The sequence below is a fragment of the Enterococcus casseliflavus genome (genome assembly GCF_029215545.1).
In the GTDB taxonomy this organism is placed as follows: domain Bacteria; phylum Bacillota; class Bacilli; order Lactobacillales; family Enterococcaceae; genus Enterococcus_D; species Enterococcus_D casseliflavus.
Genome location: NZ_CP119393.1, coordinates 3391728 through 3417286, shown reverse-complemented (window position 1 = coordinate 3417286; position 25559 = coordinate 3391728). Strand labels below are relative to the sequence as shown.

Genomic DNA, 25559 nt, shown 5'->3' with positions numbered 1-25559 from the left:
GTTTCATTTAGTTTAAGGAACGACAGGAGGATAGAAGAATAAGAGTTCGTTTCTTTCGATTTTTATTATATCCATTTGATAGAAACATAAGGCAGGAATGGAAAAGTAACACATTAAAAGAAAAGATAATTATATTTTTATGGGGATTAGGTTTTGTTTCAACAATTGTTCTAGTTGAATATTTTATTTCAAATGGAATAAGGATTATTATTTAGTGAGGGAGGCAAAGGGGTTGAGAGTTATTACAGAGATAATCATTACCATTTATGGACTGCTCATGATATACACTTCTTTTTTCATACGAAAAAAAGTTCATCAATCGATATGGCTCGCTTTTTTTGTTTGCGGTGTCAGCTTAGTATTTGCAGTGTATTTGCCTAGTACTATTCTGTTAATAACTAGTTTTGTTAGTTTATCTTTTGTAAGTTGGATGAATGCAAGTGAAATTGCAGGAAAAAGAAATGTTACTCATCATTTGATTCGGCTCACTTTTCATTTTGTTATGATAAGTTTGTGGGTGATAAGTGATACAGGGATTTAAAGAACATTTAGATGTTTGGTAATTTTTATTTAGTACTGTCAAGGTAAAGTGAAAAGGAGAGGTAGTCTTTAGGTAAGGTAGGAACTACAGCAATATATCACCAATGAGGTACCTTAACGCTATCTGTGATACAAATAGAATACACTTTTTAGAGTAGATAATTATGCTGATCTTGGGTGATGAAGATGAAATATAAGAATATTCGTTCCATAAGAGAAGACAATGACGTCACGCAGCACCAAAAGGCGGAATTACTAAGTGTTTCTCACGCAATATGAAACTGAGGAAATTGAATGAACAGCTGGTACATTAATTAAAATAGCCGATTATTTTGATGTGTGTATTGATTATCTGTTGGAAAGAATCAAAATAAAAAAAGACAGAAACCCTTGATACAGAGGGTTTCTGTCTTTTTGAAGATTATTCCCACTCCACAGTAGCAGGTGGTTTGCTCGTAATATCGTACACGATCCGATTGACGTGTGCGACTTCGTTGACGATGCGGACGCTGATTTTTTGTAGGACTTCCCATGGGATGCGGGCAAAGTCAGCGGTCATGCCATCGATCGAAGTGACTGCACGGATGCCGACGGTATAATCGTAGGTCCGGCCATCACCCATGACACCGACGGAGCGGATGCCTGGTAAGACGGTGAAGTACTGCCAAATGTCGCGGTCTAAGCCGGCATTTGCGATTTCTTCCCGCAAGATTGCGTCCGAGTCGCGGACGATCGTTAGTTTTTCTTCTGTTAATTCGCCAAGGACACGAATGCCTAGACCTGGTCCAGGGAATGGTTGGCGCCATACGATGCTGTCTGGCATGCCAAGTTGAGTCCCTAATTCACGGACTTCGTCTTTGAACAAGGTGTTCAATGGTTCGATCAATTTGAATTGCATGTCTTCAGGTAACCCACCCACATTGTGGTGTGATTTGATGGTTTGAGCAGTTTCGGTTCCTGATTCGATGACGTCGGTATAAAGGGTTCCTTGGGCAAGGAAAGAAACGCCTTCATCGCCAGCTAGTTTGGTTGCTTCATCATCGAAGACATACACGAATTCATTCCCGATGATCTTGCGTTTTTCTTCAGGATCAGAAACCCCAGCAAGTTTTGATAGGAAACGTTCTTTGGCATCAACTTTGATGATGTTCAAGCCGAATTTGCCACCTAAGCTTTCCATTACTTGCTCGGCTTCGCCTTTACGCAAGAGGCCGTGGTCAACAAAAATACAAGTCAGTTGATCGCCAATCGCTTTTTGTAAAAGAACACCAACGACAGAAGAATCGACCCCGCCGGAAAGACCAAGCAAGACTTTTTTGTCGCCCACTTGTTCGCGGATTTTTGCGATTTCCATATCAATGAAGTTGTCCATTGTCCAATCACCTGTACATTGACAAACGTCAATGGCAAAGTGACGCAATAAGTCGTTGCCGTATTCTGAATGGCGAACTTCTGCGTGGAATTGGATACCGTACATTTTGCGCTCGGCATCTTGGATAGAAGCAATCGGGCAATCTTTGCTCGTCGCCACGACATCAAAGCCTGCAGGTGCTTGAGTGACCAAGTCCCCGTGGCTCATCCACACGGTTTGGGTTGCGGGCGTGTTTTGGAAAAGGGCCGCTGCATCAGAAGTGACTTCCAATTCTGCTTTGCCGTATTCACGGTTTTTGGCAGGTTCAACTTTTCCGCCTAATTTATAAGTAATCAACTGCATGCCGTAACAGATCCCTAAAACTGGGATGCCTAAATCAAAAATTTTCTCGTCGATGCCGAAAGAGTTCTCGTCGTAGACGCTGTTTGGTCCGCCAGATAAGATGATCCCTTTTGGATTCATCGCTTTTACTTCTTCAGCGGTAATGCGGTGGCTCAATAATTCTGAGAAAACACCGAACTCACGAATACGGCGTGTAATCAGCTGGTTGTACTGACTACCGTAATCAAGTACGATAATTTTTTCGACGTTTGGCAAAGTGTCAACGTTTGTCACAATAAATTACCTCAATTCTTTTAGTTTTTATTGAAAAAAGGCTGAGCCTTTTCAACAGCATAATTATAAAAATGAAGCGGTCAATACTTGCGCAAGAACACTTCATCGATCAAATGGTGCTTTGTTTTATGAAGAATTATATCGGCTCTGCTGCGTGTAGGCAAGATATACTCGTGTAAATTCTTTAAATTCACATTTTTCCATACTTCTTTTGCCATTTTAATCGCTTCCTTGCGATCCCCGATCGCATATTGGTAATAATAATTGCTAGGGTCTTGAAAGGCAGTGTCTAGTAATGATTCAAATCGTTCCAAATACCATTTTTCAATCAGTGCCGGTTGGGCATCCACGAAAATTGAAAAATCAAAAAAGTCACTGATATAGATTTGTTGGTTGGCAGGTAGTTGCAGGGTATTGATGCCTTCCACGATCAAGATATCTGGTTGACTGATCGTTTCATACGTATCAGGAATAATATTGTAGACTTCATGGGAGTAGACGGGGATCTGGATGTCTGGTTCTCCTGATTTGACCGCATTCAAAAAGTTGATCAAGGCTTCCATGTCATAACTTTCTGGAAATCCTTTGCGATTCAAGCTGCCGCGTTCTTCCAAGACTTCGTTCGGATACAAAAAGCCGTCAGTGGTGATCAGTTGGACGGTTCTGCGGGGAAACAAACGGGCCAATAAATTTTGGACGAGCCGTGCGGTGGTACTCTTGCCGACGGCGACACTTCCAGCGATGCCGATGATAAAAGGCGGCATTTTGACGTATCGGTGTAAAAAGAGTCCCTTGCTGAGGGTCAATGATTCAAACTCTTTCATATAAAGATGGATCAGATGGCACAAAGGCACGTAAACATCTTCCACATCTTGGACCGAGATCCGGTCGTTCAAACTTTTGATATTATCCAATTCTTCTTGAGTGAAAGGCATCATGCCGTTCGTATAAAACCCTTGCCATTGCTCACGAGGAATTTGATAAAAATTCATGGTTTCTTGCATAGTAGGCTCCTTTTTTGCGGCATCATCGGTTTCTATTAGAAGCGATAGGCCACTGTTCGAAAGTATTTTACCATAGAAACTTGCGGAACTTGGAAAAAAGACATGAATTCCTTTGCAGAAACAACAAAAAACTGTTTTTTCTTTGTTTTTTTTGCTGGGCGTTTACTTCTGGCTGTTTTTCGGTATGATTAGAAAGAAGCAGCAGGCAATTCTTGCAGGGCTTTTTTACTGGTGATTTCACTATGTTCACTTGTTCGAATAGAAAAAACAAGGAAAAACTAGTAGAAACCAGTAGAAAAAACAAGCGAAGAGGAAATAGAAGAAAGGAGCATAACCATGAGTAATCATTACTATACAGAAAATCCTGATACGGCCCATGATTTTGAGCAGTGGTCGTTTGAATTAAGAGGAAAGAAGTTTCATTTTGTGACAGATAGCGGGGTGTTTTCCCGAGACACGGTGGACTATGGCTCGCGGGTGCTGATCGATGCGTTTGAGTGGGGGGAGCTGCCAGAAGGAAGTCTGCTAGACGTTGGGTGCGGCTATGGTCCTGTTGGCTTAGCGTTAGCTCATGCGAGTCAACGACCTGTCGAGATGATCGATATCAATCAACGGGCAGTGGATTTGGCAAAAGGCAATGCCCAGCGTAACGGCATTGAACAGGTAGATATCCATCAATCCAATATCTATGCCCAATTAAATCAAACTGCTTATGCGGCGATCCTTAGCAATCCACCGATTCGGGCAGGAAAAGAAGTCGTTCATGAGATTTTGACGGGGGCGTTTCCTTTGCTTAAAGCAGGTGGGACTTTAACGATCGTGATCCAAAAGAAACAAGGGGCGCCGAGTGCTCAAAAGAAAATGCAAGAGACCTTTGGCAATGCCGAAATCATCAAAAAAGACAAAGGCTATTACATCATTCAAAGCGTAAAAGAAGCGTAGCTGCTCTTTGATTCTCAACAGATCAAAGGCATCGCCAAGACAAGCACTGGTTAGCGGCAACTGGACCAGTTGGTTTCTCAAAAAAGCCTTTTGTCATCAGCCTTTGGGGCAATCGCAGCTCCGCTAAAAGAGCTGTCTGTGTCATCGGGCCATTTTTGATCAACGAAAAAGAAAGTCGCACACTTGTTGAAAGTGTGCTATTTTTTTTGAGAAAAATTTGCTACACTTTAGGCAAGAGAGGAGAGAAGCAGATGAAATTGACGATTAAACAGATTGCTGAAATGGCTGGCGTCTCTGTCACGACCGTGTCGCAGATCCTAAACAATAAAGGCAGCCGTTTTAGTGAAGAAACCCGAAAGCGGGTCTTAGATATCGTAAATAAATATCACTATAAGCCGGATTTTTTTGCTTCGAATCTTATCAACCGCCATTCAAAAACGATCGGAATGATCGTGCCTGATGTGACGGATTTCTTTTTCTCTAAAGTCATTGAAGGGGCGGAAAGTTATTTCAATCCACTAGGTTACATGTTAGTGTTATGCAATTCGCGCCACAGCCAAGAAAAAGAGGTTCAATATTTGAATGAACTGTCTCATCGTTCGGTAGATGGCATCTTATTGGCGACGCCGCATTTGCTGCCAGAGGATTATTCCTTGAAGAGCGGGTTCTTTGATGACCGACCAATTATTTTAGTCGATCGTGGGATCAATCAGCGGGACAATGGTCGTTTGATCGTGAAAGAATACGAAGGTGCCTACCAAGCTGTTAGCTATTTGATCAAAAATGGTCACCGCAACATTGCGATGCTCAAAGAAATCACCGGCTACTATCAATTAGAGGAACGGTTCAATGGCTATCGCCATGCCTTAAAGGATCATCAGATCCCTTTTAAAGGCCGATATGTAGAGAATGCTGAATTAACGGTTACCGGCGGGTACGAAGCAACGAAGGAATTATTGAAGTATAAAGAGATCACAGCGTTCTTCTGTGGCAACGATGCCATGGCGATCGGCTGTTATCAAGCGATTTATGAGGCAGGCAAAAAAGTACCAGAAGACTACTCGGTGATCGGCTTTGATGCCTTGAAATTATCGGAATACATCACACCACCGCTTACCACGGTCATGCAGCCGACTTTTGAGATCGGGTTTACCGCAGCGAAGTTTTTAGTGGACGCCATTGAGTTTCCGACACGGCGAATTCCAAATAAGATTTTTGATACAAAATTAATTATTCGTGAGAGCGTGAAGACATTGACAAGCGAGAAATAATGCGGTATATTTCTTCTTGTAAGTGTTTTCATAGTTTTGCGATATTTAGTAAACTGTTTTACTAAAGTGGTTTACCCTACGAAAAATTATTGTATAATGTTAAAGGAAGCGAGGGTCATTTCGATGCGAATGGTGGATTTAATTGAAAAGAAACGTGACGGCAAGTCATTGACGAAGGAAGAAATTGACTACATTGTAACTGCGTATACTGAAGGAAGTATTCCAGATTATCAAATGAGTGCCTTGTTGATGGCTATTTTTTATGTAGATATGACAGATGAAGAGATCACGAACTTAACGCTAGCAATGGCAAATTCTGGTGAAGTGATCGACCTATCCTCAATTGAAGGAATCAAAGTCGATAAGCATTCGACTGGTGGTGTTGGTGATACGACCACATTGATCTTAGCGCCCTTAGTGGCTAGTGTTGGCGTACCAGTTGCGAAAATGTCTGGGCGCGGCTTAGGCTATACTGGTGGGACGTTAGACAAGCTTGAAGCGATCCCTGGATTTAAAATCGAGCTTTCTGAAGCCGACTTTATCCGATTAGTCAATGAAAGCAAAGTGGCCGTGATCGGTCAATCAGGAGATTTAGCTCCTGCGGACAAAAAACTGTATGCCTTACGAGATGTGACGGCAACGGTTAGTTCGATCCCATTGATCGCCAGCTCGATCATGAGTAAAAAAATCGCGGCAGGTGCCGATGCGATCGTGTTAGATGTAACCACAGGCGATGGCGCCTTTATGAAAAACTTGGAGGATGCCAAACGCTTAGCCCAAACGATGGTCCGCATAGGAAAATTGGCAAATCGCCAAACGATGGCAGTCATTTCTGATATGTCACAGCCTTTAGGGGAAGCGATCGGCAACAGTTTGGAAGTGGTGGAAGCCATTGAGACGCTGCAAGGAAAAGGACCGAAAGACTTGGAAGAAATGTGCTATGCACTGGGCAGCCAAATGGTCGTTTTAGCGAAAAAAGCTGATTCATTGGAAGAAGCACGCCAACTGTTGGAAGAAGCCCTGCATTCAGGCAAAGCGTTAGAAAAATTCAGACAGATGATCACAGACCAAGGCGGAGACGCTACAGTGATCGATGACCCGAGCAAGATTTTGACAGCGAAATATGAAGTGGAAGTCCCAGCGAAAACTAGCGGCGTGGTGACGAAATTAGTTGCCAATGAGCTAGGGATCGCGGCGATGATGTTAGGGGCAGGTCGTAAGACCAAAGACGAAGACATCGACCATGCCGTGGGCATCAAATTGCATAAGAAAGTTGGCGAATCCGTAACTGAAGGAGAATCGCTATTGACGATCTATAGCAATACCGAAGCAATCGAGGATGTCAAAGCATTGATCGACCAAAATATTGAAATTGGGGAAGATGGCGCAGAACCGCCATTGATCCATGACATTATTACAGAATAAGGAGCGAATAAAAATGGAATTGAATCGCATGATCGACCACACGATTTTGAAAGCAGACGCAACGGAGGAAGATGTTTTACGAATCATCGAAGAGGCAAAAACCTATCACTTCTATTCTGTCTGCATCAATCCAACGTGGGTTTCATTAGCAGCAGAAAAATTACAAGGCGAACCAACGGCTGTTTGTACCGTGATCGGGTTTCCTTTAGGGGCAAACACATCTGAAGTCAAAGCTTATGAAACAACAGATGCGATCAAAAATGGCGCAGATGAAGTCGATATGGTAATTAACGTAGGTGCCTTGAAATCAAAACAATACAAAAAAGTTCAAGCAGACATCGAAGCAGTCGTTGAAGCGGCCAAAGACAAAGCGCTTGTCAAAGTAATCATTGAAACAGCGTTACTAGACAACGAAGAAATCGTCAAAGCCTGTGAATTAGCCAAAGCAGCCGGTGCAGATTTCGTGAAAACCTCAACTGGCTTTTCAACTGGTGGGGCAGTCATTGAAGATGTTCGCTTGATGCGTGAAACAGTAGGACCAGAAATGGGTGTCAAAGCTTCCGGTGGTATCCACAATGAAGCAGAAGCTGCAGCTATGGTCGAAGCGGGCGCAAATCGCTTAGGAACAAGCGCAAGTGTTGCTATCGTGACTGGCTCAACAGGTGCTGGCTACTAAGCTTAGCATTATTAAGTAAAGTAGCAAAAAATAAAAACAAGAGCGGGGAAGACAATGACAACAGCGAAAAAAGAGTGGATCGACACCGCCGTTTCCGCCTTAGATAAAGCGTATGTGCCGTACTCTAAGTTTCCGGTCGGTGCTTGTCTCGTTGCCAAAAATGGTACGATATATCAAGGGATCAACATTGAAAATGCCTCATATGGCTTAACAAATTGCGCAGAACGAACCGCTTTTTTCAAAGCCGTTTCTGAAGGCGAAAAAGAGTTTCAACATTTGGTTGTGGCAGGTCATACGCCAGAACCGATCTCTCCTTGCGGTGCTTGCCGCCAGGTCATGGTGGAATTTTGTGCGCCAGATATGCCGGTGACCTTAGTCGGCGATGATGGTGTCATCAAAGAAACCACGGTAGAAGGCCTATTGCCTTATTACTTCACGAACAAAGATTTATAAACCATGTTCATTCAGTCGATGCGGCTGTTGAAAAAAACTATATTTTTAGGGGGCTTTACAGCAATGAAAAAAGCAAAATTATTTAGTTTAGGTATTGTTGCAGTAGCTGGGTTGACTTTACTTGGTGCTTGTGGCGGAGGAAATTCAGGTTCAACTGATTCAACTGGCGGCGGTTCTGCAGACGGTACGACTGATGCAGCGCATAGTGTCGCAATCGTTACCGATATCGGCGGGGTGGATGACCGTTCATTCAACCAATCCGCATGGGAAGGCTTAGAAGCATGGGGGAAAGAACACGGAATCGCTCGCGGTGCTGGTGGTTATGACTACGTGCAATCAAATGAAGCATCAGAATACACAACAAACGTAAATGGTGCCGTTCAAAATGGTTTCAAAACGATTTTCGGTGTGGGTTACTTATTGAAAGATTCAATCGAAGCAGCAGCTGACCAAAACCCTGATACACAATTCGGGATCATCGATGATGTGATCGAAGGCAAAGACAACGTTGTTTCAGCAACATTTAAAGATAATGAAGCAGCTTACTTAGCTGGTTATGCTGCAGCTTATACAACCAAAACAAACAAGGTCGGCTTCATCGGTGGTGAAGAAGGCGTCGTTATCGACCGTTTCGAAGCTGGTTTCACAAAGGGTGTTCAAGACGCAGCTGAAAAACTAGGCAAAGAAATTACAATTGATTCTCAATATGCAGCATCATTTGGTGATCCTGCCAAAGGAAAAGCATTGGCAGCTTCAATGTATCAAGGCGGCGCTGACGTAATTTTCCACGCATCTGGCGGTACTGGTGCAGGTGTCTTCCAAGAAGCAAAAGCAATCAACGAACAATTGAACGAAGCAGACCTAGAAGACAAAAAAGTTTGGGTCATCGGTGTGGATAGCGATCAACAAGACGAAGGAAAATTCACAACTGCTGACGGCAAAGAAGATAACTTCACATTGGCTTCAACATTGAAAGGTGTTGGCGCAGCGGTACAAGATATCTCAACTCGTGCGTTAGAAGACAACTTCCCTGGCGGCGAACACATTGTTTACGGCTTGAAAGATGGCGGTGTAGACATTACTGAAGGGTTCCTTTCAGATGATGCCAAAGCAGCGATCGAAACAGCGAAACAAGACGTGATCGACGGCAAAGTAGAAGTACCAGAAACACCTGAAAAATAAAGTTGTTCTTTTCGGTTATCTTGCCCTAGTTTAGGGCAAGATGATCGTCATTGGATTACTATGTTGATGAAAGCTACGGGTTTTCATGAGGATAGTAATCATCCTAAGCAATAGCAATTATTTTTTTGACATGACGAATGGTTTGTATAAGCGAATTAGAAAGTAAGGATGTGAGTAATTTGGCTGAGGAAAAATATGTTGTAGAAATGCGTCATATCACCAAAGAGTTTGGAACGTTCAAAGCCAATGACGATGTCAACTTGCAAGTAAGGCCAGGAGAAATCCACGCATTGCTTGGTGAAAATGGAGCGGGCAAGTCGACCTTGATGAATATGCTGTCAGGATTATTGGAACCAACATCTGGTGAAATCTGGATGAATGGTGAAAAAGTGAATATCACGAGTCCGACCGCAGCAAACAAATTGGGGATCGGTATGGTGCATCAGCATTTCATGCTGGTAGACGCCTTTACTGTAACAGAAAATATCATTTTGGGAAGCGAACCACATCATCTCGGTGTGTTAGATCGCAAGAAAGCCCGCAAAGAAATCAAAAAAGTTTCTGAACAATATGGTTTATCGGTTGATCCAGATGCCTATGTGCGTGACATCTCTGTCGGGATGGAACAACGGGTAGAGATCTTGAAGACTCTTTACCGCGGTGCAGATGTACTGATTTTTGATGAACCAACGGCAGTTTTGACACCGCAAGAAATCGAAGAGCTGATCGAAATCATGCGCGGATTGGTGCGTGAAGGGAAATCGATTATATTGATCACCCACAAACTGGATGAGATCAAAGCGGTGGCAGACCGCTGTACAGTTATCCGTCGGGGGCAAGGGATCGGCACTGTCAATGTCAAAGACGTCAGCTCCCAACAGTTGGCCGATATGATGGTTGGTCGTTCTGTGTCCTTCAAGACACCGAAGAAAGAGGCGTCACCAAAAGAAGTCGTGCTTTCTGTTGAAAACTTAGTCGTAAAAGAAAACCGTGGCTTAGAAGCAGTCAAAAACTTAAGCTTAGAAGTACGTGCAGGTGAAGTATTGGGGATTGCTGGGATCGATGGCAATGGGCAATCAGAGCTGTTACAAGCCATCACTGGTTTACGGAAAGTCGAAAGTGGCAAGGTCTTGCTGAATGGTGATGACATCACCAACTTCAAGCCTCGGAAAGTCACCGAAGCTGGCGTTGGTCATGTGCCAGAAGACCGCCATAAATACGGGCTTGTCTTGGATATGATGTTATCAGAAAACATCGCCTTGCAAACCTACTACAAAAAACCTTTGAGTAATGCAGGTGTCTTGGATTACGGAGAGATCAACGAGTTTGCTCGTGACTTGATTCAAGAATTTGACGTACGAACAGTCAACGAGATCGTACCAGCACGGGCATTGTCCGGCGGGAATCAACAAAAAGCGATCATCGCACGAGAAATCAGCCGCGATCCTGATCTATTGATCGTTGCTAATCCGACCCGTGGGTTGGATGTTGGAGCGATCGAATTTATCCACAAACGCTTGATTGAACAGCGGGATAAATTCAAAGCGGTGTTGTTAGTCAGCTTTGAATTAGATGAAATTTTGAATGTATCAGACCGCATTGCTGTTATTCATGCTGGTGAGATCGTTGGGGTCGTTGATCCGAAAGAAACATCAGAGAAAGAGCTTGGCTTGTTGATGGCAGGGTACTCCTTGGAGGAAGCAAGACGAGAGCTGCAAATGGAGGAAGTAGGTGGTTCGGTTGAATAACCGCAAAGAAAAGATCCGCAATATATTAGTGCCGATCATCGCTGTCTTGTTGGGATTCGTCCTTGGCGGGATCATCATGGCGGCCTTCGGCTATAGCCCGATCACAGGGTATACACAAATGTTTCGGACCGTTTTTATCAACGGACAAACAGGTGGGTTAAATGCCCGCAACATTGGTGAGATTTTTGTTACAGCAGGACCATTGATCTTTACCGCTCTGGGGTTTGCCGTTGCAAACTCAGCCGGATTCTTCAATATCGGTCTTTCTGGTCAAGCGTTAGCAGGTTGGGTTGCCAGTATCTGGGTCGCACTAGCGATGCCAGATGCGCCTCGGTTGGTGGTCTTGCCATTAGCCGTGATCGTAGGGGCTTTATGCGGGGCGATCGCAGCTGCGATTCCTGGTTTCCTACGGGCATTCTTTGGAACAAGTGAAGTCATCGTGACGATCATGATGAACTATATCTTGCTTTATACGGGGAACCATTTAGTCAATAATGTGATGAGCGAATCCATGATCACGACAAAAGGGGTCACAAAAATGGTGGGGGAAAATGCCTCCATGCAGACGCCGTTTCTAGCAAGCATCACGAGCAACTCTCGCTTGAACTTAGGGATCTTCTTAGCCTTGATCTTCTTAGTTTTGGTTTGGTTCTTGATGAAAAAAACCACTCTTGGTTATGAAATCCGCGCGGTGGGCTTGAACCCAAGCGCTTCTGAATATGCGGGGATGAGCAGCAAACGGACGATCATTATCTCCATGATCATCTCTGGAACGCTTGCTGGATTAGGTGGAGTCGTTCAAGGACTAGGGACGTTTGAAAACTTCTTCGTTCAAGGGTCATCATTGAGCATCGGGTTTGACGGTATGGCTGTATCCTTGTTAGGAAGCGGCTCATCGATCGGAATCTTGCTTTCAGCCCTCTTGTTCAGTATTTTGAAATTAGGTGGACAAGGCATGCAGTTTGCAGGTATTCCATCTGAATTAGTCGATGTCAATATCGCAATTATTATTTTCTTCGTAGCGATCAGCTTTGTGATTCGTTTCTTGTTGGCAAAAATCTTTGACGGCAAAAAAGAAGCGCTGGTCGTACAGGAGATTGAAGCCCAACCAAACGATCAAGATCAGGAAGGAGGAACCATCTAATGGATATTAGTTTAATTTCTTCGATCGTCACTCAAACATTGATTTATGCGTCTCCTCTGATTTTGACGGCGCTAGGTGGCGTGTTCTCAGAGCGCAGCGGGATCGTTAACGTGGGTCTTGAAGGAATCATGGTTATGGGTGCTTTTAGCTCGATTGTTTTCAATATTGAATTTGCGTCACAATTTGGTGCGTGGACACCATGGTTAGGGATGCTCGTCGGCGGACTTGTCGGTGTGGTTTTCTCCTTGCTGCATGCGGTGGCAACCATCAACTTCCGTGCCGACCACATCATCAGTGGTACGGTGATGAACTTGATGGCACCAGCTTTGGCTGTGTTCTTAGTCAAAGCGATCTACAACAAAGGGCAAACCGATAACATCCAACGGACATTGGGGTATTTCAATTTCCCGATTCTTAAAGATATTCCTATCATTGGCCCGATTTTCTTTAATCAAACATTCTTACCGGCGTACTTCGCTATTTTGATCTCAGTGATCGCGTGGTTCGTGATTTTCAAAACACGCTTTGGGTTGCGTCTTCGTTCTGTCGGTGAGCATCCTCAAGCAGCTGATACCTTAGGGATCAATGTTTACGTGATGCGCTACTCAGGCGTCTTGATCTCTGGATTCCTTGGTGGGATGGGCGGTGCCTTGTTTGCTCAATCGATCGCGGGTCGCTTTGCCGTGACAACGATCGCCGGTCAAGGGTTTATCTCGATGGCTGCGATGATCTTTGGTAAATGGAATCCACTTGGTGCGATGGGAGCAGCGATTTTCTTCGGTTTCGCGCAAAACATCAGTATCGTAGGTGGCCAGCTGCCAATCATCTCTTCCATTCCAGCGGTTTACTTACAAGCTGCACCTTATGCCTTGACGATCATCGTGCTCGTTCTTTTCCTTGGAAAAGCTGCTGGTCCGAAAGCTAACGGGAAGAACTACATTAAATCTAAATAATTTTTTCAGTATGAAAGGGTGGGGCTATGGGACATGAATGTGTTGCTGTGTCCTGCCCTTTTTCTATCCTCGGGGTGAAAGGAACGCGTCAGGAAATTTCCAAAGCAACCCAGCGCAATTTTTGCTTAAGTTTAGTATGATAGAGGTAGTAGATCCGCTTGTAAAAGCATAAAATAAAGAAAGTAGGGAATAGAATGTTTAAACGTGTACACTTGATCGTGATGGATTCAGTCGGAATTGGTGAAGCACCTGATGCGGCAGCTTTTGGTGATGTCGGTTCAGATACATTAGGCCATATTGCAAAAGAAGCAGGCTTAACGATCCCTCACTTGGAACAATTAGGCCTAGGTACGATTCGTCCTTTAGAAGGCGTAAAGGCTGTAGCTGACCATGATGGGTATGCAACCAAATTGGAAGAAGTTTCTGTTGGGAAAGATACGATGACGGGGCACTGGGAGATCATGGGCTTGAATATCCAAAAGCCTTTCCGCGTATTTCCAGATGGGTTTCCCGATGAATTATTGCAACAGATCGAAGAGTTCTCTGGACGCAAAATTGTCTGCAATGCGCCGTATTCTGGGACAGCAGTCATTGATGACTTTGGCGAACATCAAATGAAGACCGGCGATTTGATCGTTTACACCTCGGCTGACCCAGTGTTGCAGATCGCCGCGCATGAGGAAATCATTCCATTAGAAGAATTGTATCGTATTTGTCAGTACGTTCGGGACATCACGAAAGATGAGCCATACATGATCGGCCGCATCATCGCGCGTCCGTATGTCGGTGAGCCTGGAAACTTTACTCGTACGAGCAATCGTCATGACTACGCACTTGATCCATTTGGCCATACAGTGTTAGATTCCTTGAAAGAAGCTGGAAAAGACGTGATCGCCGTTGGAAAGATCAATGATATCTTCAACGGGCAAGGAATCACCGATTCTGTACGGACGAAGAGCAACATGGACGGTGTGGATCAGTTACTGAAGGTGATGAAACAAGACTTTACGGGTCTAAGCTTTACGAACTTGGTCGACTTCGATGCGCTTTATGGTCACCGTCGCGATGTTGTAGGGTATGCCCATGCCATTGAAGATTTTGATTTGCGTATTCCAGAACTTTTAGAAGCAATGGGAGACGAGGATCTGTTGTTGATCACAGCTGACCACGGCAATGACCCAACCTTTACGGGAACGGATCACACGAGAGAATATGTGCCATTATTAGCGTACAGCAAGAAATTCCAAGGCCAAGGCAAATTGCCACAAGGCTACTATGCGGATATTTCCGCAACGATCGCTGAAAACTTTGGTGTTTCAGCTACAGAAAACGGAACAAGCTTTTTACAACATTTAAACTAGAGGTGATGAAATGACAACGTTACATGAGAAATTACAAGAAACAACGGCATTTATCCAAGAAAGCGGCGTCGGTGAAGTGGAATTTGGGTTGATTTTAGGATCTGGCTTAGGTGAATTAGCCGATGAGATCGAAAACCCAATCGTATTGCCTTATAACGATATCCCGCATTTTCCTGTTTCGACAGTGGTCGGTCATGCAGGACAATTGGTCTATGGAACATTAGCTGGGAAAAAAGTCTTAGCGATGCAAGGACGATTCCATTATTATGAAGGCCATTCGATGCAGACGGTCACTTACCCCGTCCGTGTGATGGCGGCATTGAAAGCTCATTCTTTAGTCGTGACGAATGCCTGTGGCGGCGTAAACGAAAGCTTCCAGCCTGGAGACTTGATGTTGATCACCGATCAAATCAACTTTATGGGGGACAACCCACTGATTGGTGAAAACGAAGAAGAAATGGGGCCACGTTTCCCAGATATGAGCCAAGCCTACCATTTGCCTTATCGGGAAGCGGCACAAAAAGTTGGTGCATCAAAAGGATTGCACTTAAAAGAAGGCGTTTATATGGGCTTCTCAGGTCCTACGTATGAAACGCCAGCAGAGATCCGCTTTGCTCGGACGATCGGTGCCGATGCTGTCGGTATGTCGACTGTCCCAGAAGTGATCGTTGCTGTTCACAGTGGCTTGAAAGTCTTAGGTGTTTCTTGTATTACAAACTTGGCTGCTGGTATGCAAGCGAGCTTGAATCATGAAGAAGTCGTGGAAACGACGGAACGGGTCAAGGCAGAATTTAAAGCGTTGATCAAAGAAACGTTAGCAGTACTATAAAAAGCAGACCAAAGGAGAAAAACGAATGAGCGTTCATATCGAAGCAAAAGCAGGCGAGATCGCAGACAAAATCTTGTTACCAGGTGATCCACTGCGGGCAAAATATATTGCTGAAACATTTTTAGAAGACCCGATCTGTTACAACAACGTTCGGGGAATGTTGGGCTATACAGGCGTTTATAAGGGCGAGCGGGTCTCTGTCCAAGGAACCGGCATGGGCATGCCTTCAGCGAGTATCTATGCCCATGAATTGATCAACTCTTACGGCGTGAAGAAATTGATTCGGGTCGGTACGTGTGGTGCCATCTCAAAAGATGTCCACGTGCGTGATCTTGTGATTGCCCAAGCGGCAGCAACAAGTTCATCGATGGTAGCAAAAAACTTCCAAAGTTTCCATTTCCCACCAATCGCTGACTTTGCACTGTTGCGTAAAGCCTATGATACAGCGATTGAATCAGGATTTACGACTCACGTCGGTAACATCTTATCTGAAGATACCTTCTACAAAGATGACATGACGGAAACGTTACAGTTGGCAGACCTTGGGGTGATGGGTGTTGAGATGGAAGCCGCAGCCTTATACTATTTAGGGGCGAAATTCCACGTTCAAACTTTAGCGATCTGTACCGTCAGCGACCACATCATCACTGGAGAAGAAACAACGCCAGAAGAAAGACAAACGACATTTAACGACATGATCAAAGTTGGCTTAGAAACAGCGATCGCGTAAAAAAGATACCGCAGGATCGGTGCATGAACGATGCGAAGGCTGCTTGCTTTTGATAGAGCAAGCAGCCAAATCGTATTGGTTTGCATGCAACCGAGAATGTGTTATCTTTTTTTGTTGGCAAAAAGCCACGAAGAAGCGTTGCACTTTTGCCAGAAAATGGTTTAATCAAAAGAAAAGGTGTAAAAAGGAGACGAGACAATGAATAATTTTACGTTTCATGTAACGACGGACATTCGTTTTGGGAAAGACCGTCTGAACGAGCTGCCAGAAGTACTGAATACATTTGGAAAAAACGTCTTGCTAGTCTATGGTGGCGGCAGTATCAAGAAAAACGGTTTGTACGATGCAGTCATGGCGCAATTGACTGCCAACGGCAATCAAGTCACTGAATTGACTGGTGTCGATCCAAATCCACGAATCGAAACCGTTCGTCAAGGAGCCGCTCTTTGTCGTTCAGAAAAGATCGACGTCATTTTAGCTGTTGGCGGCGGTTCTGTAATTGATTGCAGCAAAGTGATCGCTGGGGCGGCTTGCAGTGAGCAAGAGCCTTGGGACTTAGTCCTTTCCAGAAGCTATCAAGGACCAGCGATTCCATTAGTAACGATCTTGACCCTTGCGGCTACTGGCAGTGAAATGAATCGCGGCGCGGTGATCTCTAATCTAGAAACGAAACAAAAACTTGGTGTTCACGGACCCGAATTTTTACCGAAAGTATCCTTTTTAGATCCAACAACGACCTTTAGTGTCAGTCGCTATCAAACGGCTGCCGGTTCAGCGGATATCATGAGCCATCTGATTGAAAATTATTTCAGTAAAACAGAAGGAACAGATGTCCAAGACGGTGTAGCAGAAGGATTGCTAAAAGCAGTCATTAAAAATCTGCCCATCGCATTAAATGACCCCACAGACTATGATGCACGGGCGAATTTGATGTGGGCGAGCACCTTAGCCTTAAATGGTTTGACTGGAAGCGGCAAGGGTGGTGCTTGGTCTTGTCATGCGATGGAGCATGAGTTGAGTGCGTTTTATGACATTACCCATGGCATCGGCTTAGCGATCCTGACCCCACGCTGGATGCTTCATGTACTGAATGAAGAAACGGCGCCGAAATTTGCGCGGTTTGCTAGAGAAGTCTTTGGTGTCCAAGAAGCAGTGCCAGAATTAGCTGCCCGAATGGGGATTCAAAAACTGTATGACTTTTTTGCTTCTTGCGATATTCCGATGACTTTGCCAGAAGTAGGGATCGCCGATGACACCCATTTTGCTGAAATGGCGGCTCAAGCAGTTCAATTCAGCTCTATTGCAACAAATGCGTATGTACCGCTGCAAGAAGAAGACGTGATCGCAATCTACCAAGATTCCTTGACTCCTTCAACCTATCTTTAATCATAAAAAAGACCGTTCCTGCGACTTGGTTGTCGCGGAGCGGTCTGTTTATTTATCCTTCAGAAGAAAAAGCCAAACGGGCCATTAGCTGATCTGCAATCAAGGCGTGTCCAGCAGGAGTGGGGTGCACCCCGTCATCGCCTGTCAGTGCCTGCGGGGAGCTAGCAACGGCTGCTTCGGCAAACAAGCCATCCAGCGGCAGCAGCTGACAATGAAAGGCGGCAGCTAAGCGACGAACGATTTGGATTTTTGGATCAAGATCGATCCGCCAAGTTTGGCGATCTTCAGGATATGGCAAAACAAAAGGTTCCAGCAAGAAAATGCGCGTGATCCCCTGTTGGGTCACTTGTTCCAGAATTTGACGGTAGGTTGCCTCAAAGGACGTTGCCGCAGCTTCTGAACCAAAATCGGGACCACCGGCATTGTGCCACGTGTCGTTGATCCCAATCATAAAGACCAAGACGTCAGGTGCTAATTGAAGGCAATCTTCTTGGAGACGGGCTAAGACGTCGGCAGCTTTATTGCCGCCGATCCCCCGATTATAAAAGGTAAATCCTGCAGTGGGGAATGTTTCTGCCAGCTGATCGGCAACGAGACGGGCAAACCCATGTCCTAAATCGTGGGGATCTTGGCGATCACGATCACAATCTGTGATGCTGTCACCTAAAAATAAAACGGTATCATTTTTGACTAGTTTCATAGTAAGCTCCTTTCGAGTACGCCCTCAATTATAAAAGAGGGGGGAGGAAATGCCAATAAAAAAACTGCCCTTTTTTAAAAAAGGGCAGCGATAAGCGAGGCTTATAAGTAGTATTTTTTCGCAACAGTCAAATCATCGTTCAATTCATAAACAAGTGGTTGACCAGTTGGGATCTCAAGATCCATGATATCTTCGTCAGAAATACCTTCGATATGTTTTGCTAATGCACGTAGAGAGTTTCCGTGAGCCGCAACTAAGACAGTTTTGTCGTCTTTTAATGCTGGGGCGATTTCATCTTGCCAGAAAGGCAATGCACGTTCTAAAGTAACTTTTAAGTTTTCTCCACCAGGTACGTCGCGAGGGTCAAGCATTGCATAACGACGGTCGTTTGCAGCAGAACCTTCATCTGAAGCTTCCATCAATGGAGGTAAAACATCGTAAGAACGACGCCAGATGTGTACTTGTTCGTCACCGTATTTTTCAGCAGTTTCTTTTTTATTTAAACCTTGTAATTTACCGTAATGACGTTCGTTTAAGCGCCATGATTTGATCGTTGGTACCCAAAGTTGATCAGAATATTCTAAAATGTAATTACAAGTTTTGATGGCACGAGTTAAAACAGATGTGTAAGCAACGTCAAATTCGATGCCTGCTTCTTTGATTTTACGTCCGCCTTCGATTGCTTCTTCGACACCTTCTGGCGCTAGATCAACATCAGCCCAACCGGTAAACTGGTTTAATTTGTTCCATTCGCTTAGTCCATGACGAGAAAATACTAATTTTGGCATGTAAAACTCTCCTTTAGATATTCGATATTTTTCTGAAATTTTCAATTCCGTATTTATTGTACACTCTTTCTCAAAGAATTTCCATGGTTTTGGAGGAAAAGCTGGGGGAAAACGCCATTCTTAAGGAAAAACAAAAGGGGAGCATTAAAAAGAGGACCGCTTTTGTTTCATGCTGTTCTAGGGGGAGTCGACAACTATGAACGTAACTTGTTCCATTCTTCTTCGGATAATTTTATGTATTTATAGCATGTACCTACAGAAACACCGCATTTTTCAGAAATATATTGAATCGTTTCTTTTTTCTCGTAGTACAATTGACGGATTTTTTTGATCGTTTTCGGATCGATTTTTGGACGACCGCCAATTTTGCCTTTTTTGCGGGCTTTATTTAAGCCGACCAGCGTGCGCTCTTTGATGAGTGAGCGTTCCATGATCGCAAGTCCTTCCATCAAATTGAAGTAAACCTGTCCCATCGGACCGCGGGTATCGATTTGTTCTGCCAGTGAAACCAGATGAAGCTCTCGCTGTTTTAATAGATCAGTGAGATCGGTCAGCTGTCTGGTGGTTTTCCCTAAACGATGCAGTTCCGTAACGACTAAGGTGTCGCCGGGCTGCATTTGTGCCACCACTGACTCCAATGAATGATTTTCTTCACTTTCTTCCACGCTAAATGTCTCATGGAAAAATTCATGACACCCAAATTCTTCGAGCTTGTTTAATTGTTCACTTGTTGAGTTGTCGGTGATCGTTGAACGAGCATAGCCTATGATTTTCATAAACCCTCCTACCTTTCCCTTTTTATTGAATGTATCATAATTATTTCTTAAATGATAGGGTAATTTGCACAAAAAATAATAAAAATTAAGTCGATTGAAGAAAAATAACGAAAAAAAGAGAAGCATTATTGCTCCTCTTTTTTGTTTCCTTTATCTAACGTGCTTGGTACTCGGGCCTTCAGGCAATCCGACAATGATCGTATGGACCATATCCAAAAACAGACCGTGTTCAACCACGCCCACTGTAGCATCTAATTCCTGTACCAACTCAGTAGGAGCGGTGATCGTTTCTAGATGAAGATCGATGATGTAATTGCTGCAATCGGTTTTTAACGGTTCGCCTTCTTCATTCAGACGCAGTTTTGGATGGTAGTTTTTCTTCTCGAACAGACGCAACAGCTGTTGGCTGCCATAAGGGATCACTTCCACTGGCAACGGGAAGGCACCAAGTGTTTCGACCATTTTCGATTCATCAACGATCCACAAGACTTTCTTGGAGTTAGACGCCACGATTTTTTCGAATAAAAGGGCTGCACCGCCGCCTTTGATGCCATGATAATCCTGGCTGATCTCATCTGCACCGTCGATCGTTAGATCCACAGCGTCCACTTCATCGATGGTGCGAATCGGGATACCTAATCCTTCTGCTTGTTTTTTCGATGCCCAAGAAGTTGGGACACCCGTGATCGATAGACCTTCTTCTTTTACACGTCGACCCAGTTCTTCAATCATGTAGTAGGCTGTTGAGCCAGTGCCCAAGCCAACGACCATGCCATCTTTTACATAACTAGCCGCTTCAATGCCGACCATTTCTTTTAGGTTCATTTTCTTCCCGCCTTTTTTAAATAAATGCTTTGTCTCTATTATATAGGAAGAAGCGCAAAATTTGCGGATTTTTTCGTAACAGATTTCTTTTGAAAAAAGCTTAGGAGGATACTTGACAGGTAAGAATAAGCATGATATTCTATCAAAGGTGCTTTATCTACAGGTCTCTCGTTGGAGACGTGCTGACTGTCTATCAAAGCATAGTTGATATGAATGCAGAGAATGCATTATTTTTTATCGCAAAAAAAGAACCACCTGGATGTGTGGGACTATAAAGCGAATCAAGGAAGGAGGACAACTAGGGATGCCTACAATTAATCAATTAGTACGTAAACCTCGTAAATCCAAGGTTGAAAAATCAAATTCACCAGCATTGAACAAAGGATATAACAGTTTCAAGAAAGCTCAAACGAATGTTAACTCACCTCAAAAGCGTGGGGTAGCTACTCGTGTGGGAACTATGACACCGAAAAAACCGAACTCAGCTCTACGTAAATATGCGCGTGTTCGTTTGTCAAACTTGATTGAAGTGACAGCTTATATTCCAGGTATCGGACACAACTTACAAGAACACAGCGTGGTCTTGTTACGTGGTGGACGTGTAAAAGACTTACCAGGGGTACGTTACCATATCGTTCGTGGTGCATTGGATACTGCCGGTGTTAACGATCGTAAACAATCTCGTTCTAAATATGGTACAAAACGTCCTAAAGCTTAATCTTTAAGACAAACAGATCAAATGAATCTTATTTAAATCAGAACTGATATCTCGGAAGGAGGAGTTACGGATGCCTCGTAAAGGTCCTGTTGCAAAACGTGATGTTTTACCAGATCCTATTTATAACTCAAAATTAGTAACTCGTTTGATCAACCGTGTAATGGTTGATGGTAAACGCGGTGTTGCTGCAAATATTATCTACAATGCTTTTGGCATTATCAAAGAATCTACAGGAAATGATCCATTGGAAGTTTTCGAACAAGCAATGAAAAACATTATGCCTGTATTGGAAGTTAAAGCTCGCCGTGTCGGTGGTTCTAACTACCAAGTACCAGTAGAAGTACGTCCTGAACGTCGTACAACTCTAGGTCTTCGTTGGGTGGTAAACTACGCTCGTTTGCGTGGCGAACACACAATGGAAGAACGTCTTGCAAAAGAAATCATGGATGCAGCAAACAACACTGGTGCTTCTGTGAAAAAACGCGAAGACACACACAAAATGGCGGAAGCCAACCGCGCATTTGCTCACTATCGTTGGTAAGATCCTCACTGCTTTTTATTGGAAGGTACTGAGACAACCTTAGCTTAAGTTAAGTAAGAATGAGAGGGGAACAACCTAGAATGGCAAGAGAATTTTCGCTAGAAAAAACTCGTAATATCGGGATCATGGCCCACGTTGACGCTGGTAAAACAACGACAACTGAACGTATCCTTTATTACACAGGTAAAATCCATAAAATTGGTGAAACACATGAAGGTGCTTCTCAAATGGACTGGATGGAACAAGAACAAGAACGTGGGATCACAATCACTTCTGCTGCGACAACTGCGCAATGGAAAGAAAACCGCGTAAATATCATCGACACACCAGGACACGTGGACTTCACAATCGAAGTGCAACGTTCATTGCGTGTACTTGATGGTGCTGTAACTGTGTTGGACTCACAATCAGGTGTAGAACCTCAAACAGAAACAGTTTGGCGTCAAGCGACAGATTACCGCGTACCGCGTGTTGTATTCTGTAACAAAATGGACAAAATTGGTGCAGACTTCTTATACTCTGTATCAACTTTACATGATCGTTTACAAGCAAATGCTCACCCAATCCAATTACCAATTGGTGCGGAAGATGACTTTACTGGTATTATCGACTTAGTAAAAATGAAAGCTGAAATCTACACAAATGACTTAGGAACTGAAATCCAAGAGACTGAAATTCCTGAAGAATACGTAGAATTAGCTGAAGAATGGCGCGAAAAATTAATTGAAGCTGTTGCTGATACTGATGAAGAACTAATGATGAAATTCTTGGAAGGTGAAGAAATCACTGAAGAAGAATTGAAAGCTGGTATTCGTCAAGCAACATTGACTGTTGACTTTTTCCCTGTTCTTTGCGGATCTGCCTTTAAAAACAAAGGGGTTCAATTGATGTTGGATGCAGTCATCGACTACTTGCCTTCACCACTTGATGTTCCTGCGATTAAAGGGATCAATCCTAAAACAGACGAAGAAACTGATCGTCCGGCTGACGATGAAGCACCATTTGCTTCATTAGCATTTAAAGTAATGACTGACCCATTCGTAGGTCGTTTGACATTCTTCCGTGTGTATTCAGGTATCTTGAACTCTGGATCATACGTATTGAATGCTTCAAAAGGCAAACGCGAACGTATCGGACGTATCCTACAAATGCACGCCAACACTCGTGCTGAAATCCAAACAGTATACTCAGGCGATATCGCCGCTGCTGTTGGTTTGAAAGACACAACAACTGGGGATACACTATGTGATGAAAAATCACCAGTAATCCTTGAATCAATCGAATTCCCAGAACCAGTTATCGAAGTCGCTGTTGAGCCTAAATCAAAAGCTGACCAAGATAAAATGGGGGTTGCTTTACAAAAACTTGCTGAAGAAGATCCATCATTCCGTGTGGAAACAAACGCTGAAACAGGCGAAACTGTTATCGCTGGTATGGGAGAACTTCACTTGGACGTCTTAGTTGACCGTATGCGTCGCGAATTTAAAGTTGAAGCAAACGTAGGTGCGCCTCAAGTTTCTTATCGTGAAACATTCCGTGCAGCAACACAAGCGGAAGGTAAATTTGTACGTCAGTCTGGTGGTAAAGGTCAATACGGTCACGTATGGGTCGAATTTACACCAAACGAAGAAGGTAAAGGCTTCGAATTCGAAAACGCGATTGTCGGTGGTGTGGTTCCTCGTGAATACATCCCAGCAGTTGAAAAAGGACTTGAAGACTCAATGGCGAACGGTGTCTTAGCCGGTTACCCATTAGTAGACATCAAAGCAAAACTTTATGATGGTTCATACCATGATGTCGATTCAAGTGAAACTGCCTTCCGTGTTGCAGCTTCTATGGCTTTACGTGCTGCAGCGAAGAAAGCAAACCCAGTAATTCTTGAACCAATGATGAAAGTAGTTATCACTGTACCAGAAGATTACTTAGGTGATGTTATGGGTCACGTAACTGCTCGTCGTGGACGCGTAGAAGGAATGGAAGCACACGGTAACTCACAAATCGTGAACGCAATCGTGCCATTAGCTGAAATGTTCGGTTACGCAACAACACTTCGTTCATCAACACAAGGTCGCGGTACGTTCATGATGACATTTGATCACTATGAAGATGTACCTAAATCTGTTCAAGAAGAAATCATCAAGAAAAACGGCGGCAAAGCTGAATAATTGATGGAAGTATAGGAAATTAAGTAAAAAGCTATATTTTTTTCTGAGTTTCGTGTACAATATTATCGATGATAAGGGATGGGGAGCTGCGGCTCCCTACCTATCAAATATAAAAAATAAACTGCATTTTTAGGAGGAACATTTTAAAATGGCAAAAGAAAAATTTGACCGTTCTAAACCCCACGTAAACATTGGTACGATCGGACACGTTGACCATGGTAAAACTACACTTACAGCTGCTATCACAACTGTATTATCTAAAAAAGGTTTGGCTCAAGCTTCAGCTTACGACCAAATCGATGGCGCTCCAGAAGAACGCGAACGCGGAATCACTATCTCAACTGCTCACGTTGAGTACGAAACTGAAGCACGTCACTATGCTCACGTTGACTGCCCAGGACACGCGGACTACGTTAAAAACATGATCACTGGTGCTGCTCAAATGGACGGCGCGATCTTAGTAGTATCTGCTGCTGATGGTCCTATGCCTCAAACACGTGAACACATCTTGTTATCACGTAACGTTGGTGTACCATACATCGTTGTTTTCTTAAACAAAATGGATATGGTTGATGACGAAGAATTACTAGAATTAGTTGAAATGGAAGTTCGTGACTTATTGTCAGAATATGACTTCCCAGGCGACGATGTTCCTGTAATCGCTGGTTCTGCTTTGAAAGCTCTTGAAGGCGATGCTTCATACGAAGAAAAAATCATGGAATTAATGGCTGCAGTTGACGAATACGTTCCAACTCCAGAACGTGACACTGACAAACCATTCATGATGCCAGTCGAAGACGTATTCTCAATCACTGGACGTGGTACTGTTGCTACAGGCCGTGTTGAACGTGGACAAGTTCGCGTTGGTGACGAAGTTGAAATCGTTGGTATTGCTGAAGAAACTGCTAAAACAACTGTAACTGGTGTTGAAATGTTCCGTAAATTGTTAGACTATGCTGAAGCAGGGGATAACATTGGTGCATTGCTACGTGGTGTTGCTCGTGAAGACATCCAACGTGGACAAGTATTGGCTAAAGCTGGTACAATCACACCTCATACAAAATTTAAAGCTGAAGTTTACGTTTTAACAAAAGAAGAAGGTGGACGTCACACTCCATTCTTCACTAACTACCGTCCTCAGTTCTACTTCCGTACAACTGACGTAACTGGTGTTGTTGAATTACCAGAAGGAACTGAAATGGTTATGCCTGGTGATAACGTAACAATCGACGTTGAATTGATCCACCCAATCGCTATCGAAGACGGAACTCGTTTCTCAATTCGTGAAGGCGGACGTACTGTTGGTTCAGGCGTTGTAACTTCAATCCAAGCTTAATTTGATTGATCGAAGAGCAAAAGCGTACGCGCTTTTGCTCTTTTTTTGACTTTTGTAGAAAAAAATCCGCTCTCTTTAG

Annotated in this window: 23 protein-coding genes; 17 read left to right on the top strand and 6 right to left on the bottom strand. The window is 43.8% G+C overall.

The window, feature by feature from the left end; genetic code table 11:
• Positions 1–961 precede the first annotated feature (961 nt).
• Positions 962–2527, bottom strand: coding sequence for a glutamine-hydrolyzing GMP synthase (gene guaA / locus P0G38_RS16085; RefSeq protein ID WP_016611511.1), 1566 nt, complete (start codon positions 2525–2527; stop codon positions 962–964).
• Between the two features lie 80 nt (positions 2528–2607).
• Positions 2608–3531 (bottom strand): type I pantothenate kinase, encoded by a 924-nt coding sequence (coaA, locus tag P0G38_RS16080; protein ID WP_005226828.1) that lies wholly within the window; start codon positions 3529–3531, stop codon positions 2608–2610.
• 336 nt (positions 3532–3867) lie between these two features.
• On the opposite strand from coaA, the gene P0G38_RS16075 reads away from it, so the two are divergent.
• From P0G38_RS16075 to P0G38_RS16015, 13 genes are all read left to right on the top strand, one after another.
• A complete protein-coding gene (locus tag P0G38_RS16075) occupies positions 3868–4473 on the top strand; it encodes a class I SAM-dependent methyltransferase (RefSeq protein ID WP_060791602.1) in 606 nt (201 codons plus the stop codon).
• A 251-nt stretch (positions 4474–4724) separates the two neighbouring features.
• On the top strand, positions 4725–5744 hold the full coding sequence (locus P0G38_RS16070) for a LacI family DNA-binding transcriptional regulator (RefSeq protein WP_005226832.1): 1020 nt from the start codon (positions 4725–4727) through the stop codon (positions 5742–5744).
• Positions 5745–5867: 123 nt separating this feature from the next.
• Positions 5868–7169 (top strand): pyrimidine-nucleoside phosphorylase, encoded by a 1302-nt coding sequence (locus tag P0G38_RS16065; RefSeq protein WP_121260287.1) that lies wholly within the window; start codon positions 5868–5870, stop codon positions 7167–7169.
• Between the two features lie 13 nt (positions 7170–7182).
• Positions 7183–7845: a deoxyribose-phosphate aldolase gene (gene deoC / locus P0G38_RS16060; RefSeq protein WP_008376411.1), complete on the top strand. Its 663-nt coding sequence runs from the start codon at positions 7183–7185 to the stop codon at positions 7843–7845.
• A gap of 54 nt (positions 7846–7899) precedes the next feature.
• Positions 7900–8298, top strand: a complete 399-nt coding sequence (locus tag P0G38_RS16055) for a cytidine deaminase (protein ID WP_008376409.1) — start codon at positions 7900–7902, stop codon at positions 8296–8298.
• Positions 8299–8361: 63 nt separating this feature from the next.
• Entirely contained in the window at positions 8362–9480 is a 1119-nt protein-coding gene (locus tag P0G38_RS16050) for a BMP family lipoprotein (protein WP_121260285.1), read from the top strand.
• 206 nt (positions 9481–9686) lie between these two features.
• Positions 9687–11228, top strand: coding sequence for an ABC transporter ATP-binding protein (locus tag P0G38_RS16045; RefSeq protein ID WP_369907731.1), 1542 nt, complete (start codon positions 9687–9689; stop codon positions 11226–11228).
• On the top strand, positions 11221–12372 hold the full coding sequence (locus P0G38_RS16040) for an ABC transporter permease (RefSeq protein WP_005226844.1): 1152 nt from the start codon (positions 11221–11223) through the stop codon (positions 12370–12372). Before P0G38_RS16045 ends, P0G38_RS16040 begins: the two co-directional genes overlap by 8 nt.
• Positions 12372–13325: an ABC transporter permease gene (locus P0G38_RS16035; RefSeq protein WP_005232556.1), complete on the top strand. Its 954-nt coding sequence runs from the start codon at positions 12372–12374 to the stop codon at positions 13323–13325. Before P0G38_RS16040 ends, P0G38_RS16035 begins: the two co-directional genes overlap by 1 nt.
• A 194-nt stretch (positions 13326–13519) precedes the next feature.
• Positions 13520–14686, top strand: a complete 1167-nt coding sequence (deoB, locus tag P0G38_RS16030) for a phosphopentomutase (protein ID WP_142967950.1) — start codon at positions 13520–13522, stop codon at positions 14684–14686.
• A gap of 10 nt (positions 14687–14696) precedes the next feature.
• Positions 14697–15515 (top strand): purine-nucleoside phosphorylase, encoded by an 819-nt coding sequence (locus P0G38_RS16025; protein WP_005226849.1) that lies wholly within the window; start codon positions 14697–14699, stop codon positions 15513–15515.
• A 25-nt stretch (positions 15516–15540) separates the two neighbouring features.
• Positions 15541–16245 carry a purine-nucleoside phosphorylase gene (deoD, locus tag P0G38_RS16020; protein ID WP_005226852.1) on the top strand — a complete coding sequence of 235 codons (705 nt, stop codon included), beginning with the start codon at positions 15541–15543 and terminating at the stop codon, positions 16243–16245.
• A 198-nt stretch (positions 16246–16443) separates the two neighbouring features.
• Positions 16444–17631: an iron-containing alcohol dehydrogenase gene (locus tag P0G38_RS16015; RefSeq protein ID WP_010748609.1), complete on the top strand. Its 1188-nt coding sequence runs from the start codon at positions 16444–16446 to the stop codon at positions 17629–17631.
• Between the two features lie 52 nt (positions 17632–17683).
• Here P0G38_RS16015 and P0G38_RS16010 read toward each other — a convergent pair whose 3' ends face one another.
• From P0G38_RS16010 to rpiA, 4 genes are all read right to left on the bottom strand, one after another.
• On the bottom strand, positions 17684–18331 hold the full coding sequence (locus tag P0G38_RS16010) for an SGNH/GDSL hydrolase family protein (RefSeq protein ID WP_167826624.1): 648 nt from the start codon (positions 18329–18331) through the stop codon (positions 17684–17686).
• 101 nt (positions 18332–18432) lie between these two features.
• Positions 18433–19119, bottom strand: coding sequence for a 2,3-diphosphoglycerate-dependent phosphoglycerate mutase (gpmA, locus tag P0G38_RS16005; RefSeq protein WP_005226871.1), 687 nt, complete (start codon positions 19117–19119; stop codon positions 18433–18435).
• 194 nt (positions 19120–19313) lie between these two features.
• Positions 19314–19895: a recombinase family protein gene (locus P0G38_RS16000; protein ID WP_005226873.1), complete on the bottom strand. Its 582-nt coding sequence runs from the start codon at positions 19893–19895 to the stop codon at positions 19314–19316.
• A 150-nt stretch (positions 19896–20045) separates the two neighbouring features.
• The gene (gene rpiA / locus P0G38_RS15995) at positions 20046–20720 is read right to left on the bottom strand and encodes a ribose-5-phosphate isomerase RpiA (RefSeq protein ID WP_275853135.1); all 675 of its coding nucleotides are present in this window, start codon (positions 20718–20720) and stop codon (positions 20046–20048) included.
• Positions 20721–21024: 304 nt separating this feature from the next.
• Between rpiA and rpsL the strand changes: the two genes are divergently transcribed.
• The 4 genes from rpsL (at position 21025) to tuf (ending at position 25480) form a co-directional block, all read left to right on the top strand.
• Entirely contained in the window at positions 21025–21438 is a 414-nt protein-coding gene (rpsL, locus tag P0G38_RS15990; RefSeq protein ID WP_003127956.1) for a 30S ribosomal protein S12, read from the top strand.
• 70 nt (positions 21439–21508) lie between these two features.
• Positions 21509–21979: a 30S ribosomal protein S7 gene (gene rpsG / locus P0G38_RS15985; RefSeq protein ID WP_003127957.1), complete on the top strand. Its 471-nt coding sequence runs from the start codon at positions 21509–21511 to the stop codon at positions 21977–21979.
• A gap of 80 nt (positions 21980–22059) precedes the next feature.
• The gene (gene fusA, locus P0G38_RS15980) at positions 22060–24144 is read left to right on the top strand and encodes an elongation factor G (protein ID WP_005226900.1); all 2085 of its coding nucleotides are present in this window, start codon (positions 22060–22062) and stop codon (positions 24142–24144) included.
• 148 nt (positions 24145–24292) lie between these two features.
• On the top strand, positions 24293–25480 hold the full coding sequence (gene tuf, locus P0G38_RS15975) for an elongation factor Tu (RefSeq protein WP_005226902.1): 1188 nt from the start codon (positions 24293–24295) through the stop codon (positions 25478–25480).
• Positions 25481–25559: the final 79 nt, after the last annotated feature.

Bases quoted from the DNA above. Each gene is read 5' to 3' on its own strand.
- coaA (WP_005226828.1), bottom strand. From the start codon at position 3,531: ATGCAAGAAACCATGAATTTTTATCAAATTCCTCGTGAGCAATGGCAA.
- P0G38_RS16075 (WP_060791602.1), top strand. From the start codon at position 3,868: ATGAGTAATCATTACTATACAGAAAATCCTGATACGGCCCATGATTTT.
- P0G38_RS16070 (WP_005226832.1), top strand. From the start codon at position 4,725: ATGAAATTGACGATTAAACAGATTGCTGAAATGGCTGGCGTCTCTGTC.
- P0G38_RS16065 (WP_121260287.1), top strand. From the start codon at position 5,868: ATGCGAATGGTGGATTTAATTGAAAAGAAACGTGACGGCAAGTCATTG.
- deoC (WP_008376411.1), top strand. From the start codon at position 7,183: ATGGAATTGAATCGCATGATCGACCACACGATTTTGAAAGCAGACGCA.
- P0G38_RS16055 (WP_008376409.1), top strand. From the start codon at position 7,900: ATGACAACAGCGAAAAAAGAGTGGATCGACACCGCCGTTTCCGCCTTA.
- P0G38_RS16050 (WP_121260285.1), top strand. From the start codon at position 8,362: ATGAAAAAAGCAAAATTATTTAGTTTAGGTATTGTTGCAGTAGCTGGG.
- P0G38_RS16045 (WP_369907731.1), top strand. From the start codon at position 9,687: ATGCGTCATATCACCAAAGAGTTTGGAACGTTCAAAGCCAATGACGAT.
- P0G38_RS16035 (WP_005232556.1), top strand. From the start codon at position 12,372: ATGGATATTAGTTTAATTTCTTCGATCGTCACTCAAACATTGATTTAT.
- deoB (WP_142967950.1), top strand. From the start codon at position 13,520: ATGTTTAAACGTGTACACTTGATCGTGATGGATTCAGTCGGAATTGGT.
- P0G38_RS16025 (WP_005226849.1), top strand. From the start codon at position 14,697: ATGACAACGTTACATGAGAAATTACAAGAAACAACGGCATTTATCCAA.
- deoD (WP_005226852.1), top strand. From the start codon at position 15,541: ATGAGCGTTCATATCGAAGCAAAAGCAGGCGAGATCGCAGACAAAATC.
- P0G38_RS16015 (WP_010748609.1), top strand. From the start codon at position 16,444: ATGAATAATTTTACGTTTCATGTAACGACGGACATTCGTTTTGGGAAA.
- P0G38_RS16010 (WP_167826624.1), bottom strand. From the start codon at position 18,331: ATGAAACTAGTCAAAAATGATACCGTTTTATTTTTAGGTGACAGCATC.
- gpmA (WP_005226871.1), bottom strand. From the start codon at position 19,119: ATGCCAAAATTAGTATTTTCTCGTCATGGACTAAGCGAATGGAACAAA.
- P0G38_RS16000 (WP_005226873.1), bottom strand. From the start codon at position 19,895: ATGAAAATCATAGGCTATGCTCGTTCAACGATCACCGACAACTCAACA.
- rpiA (WP_275853135.1), bottom strand. From the start codon at position 20,720: ATGAACCTAAAAGAAATGGTCGGCATTGAAGCGGCTAGTTATGTAAAA.
- rpsL (WP_003127956.1), top strand. From the start codon at position 21,025: ATGCCTACAATTAATCAATTAGTACGTAAACCTCGTAAATCCAAGGTT.
- rpsG (WP_003127957.1), top strand. From the start codon at position 21,509: ATGCCTCGTAAAGGTCCTGTTGCAAAACGTGATGTTTTACCAGATCCT.
- fusA (WP_005226900.1), top strand. From the start codon at position 22,060: ATGGCAAGAGAATTTTCGCTAGAAAAAACTCGTAATATCGGGATCATG.
- tuf (WP_005226902.1), top strand. From the start codon at position 24,293: ATGGCAAAAGAAAAATTTGACCGTTCTAAACCCCACGTAAACATTGGT.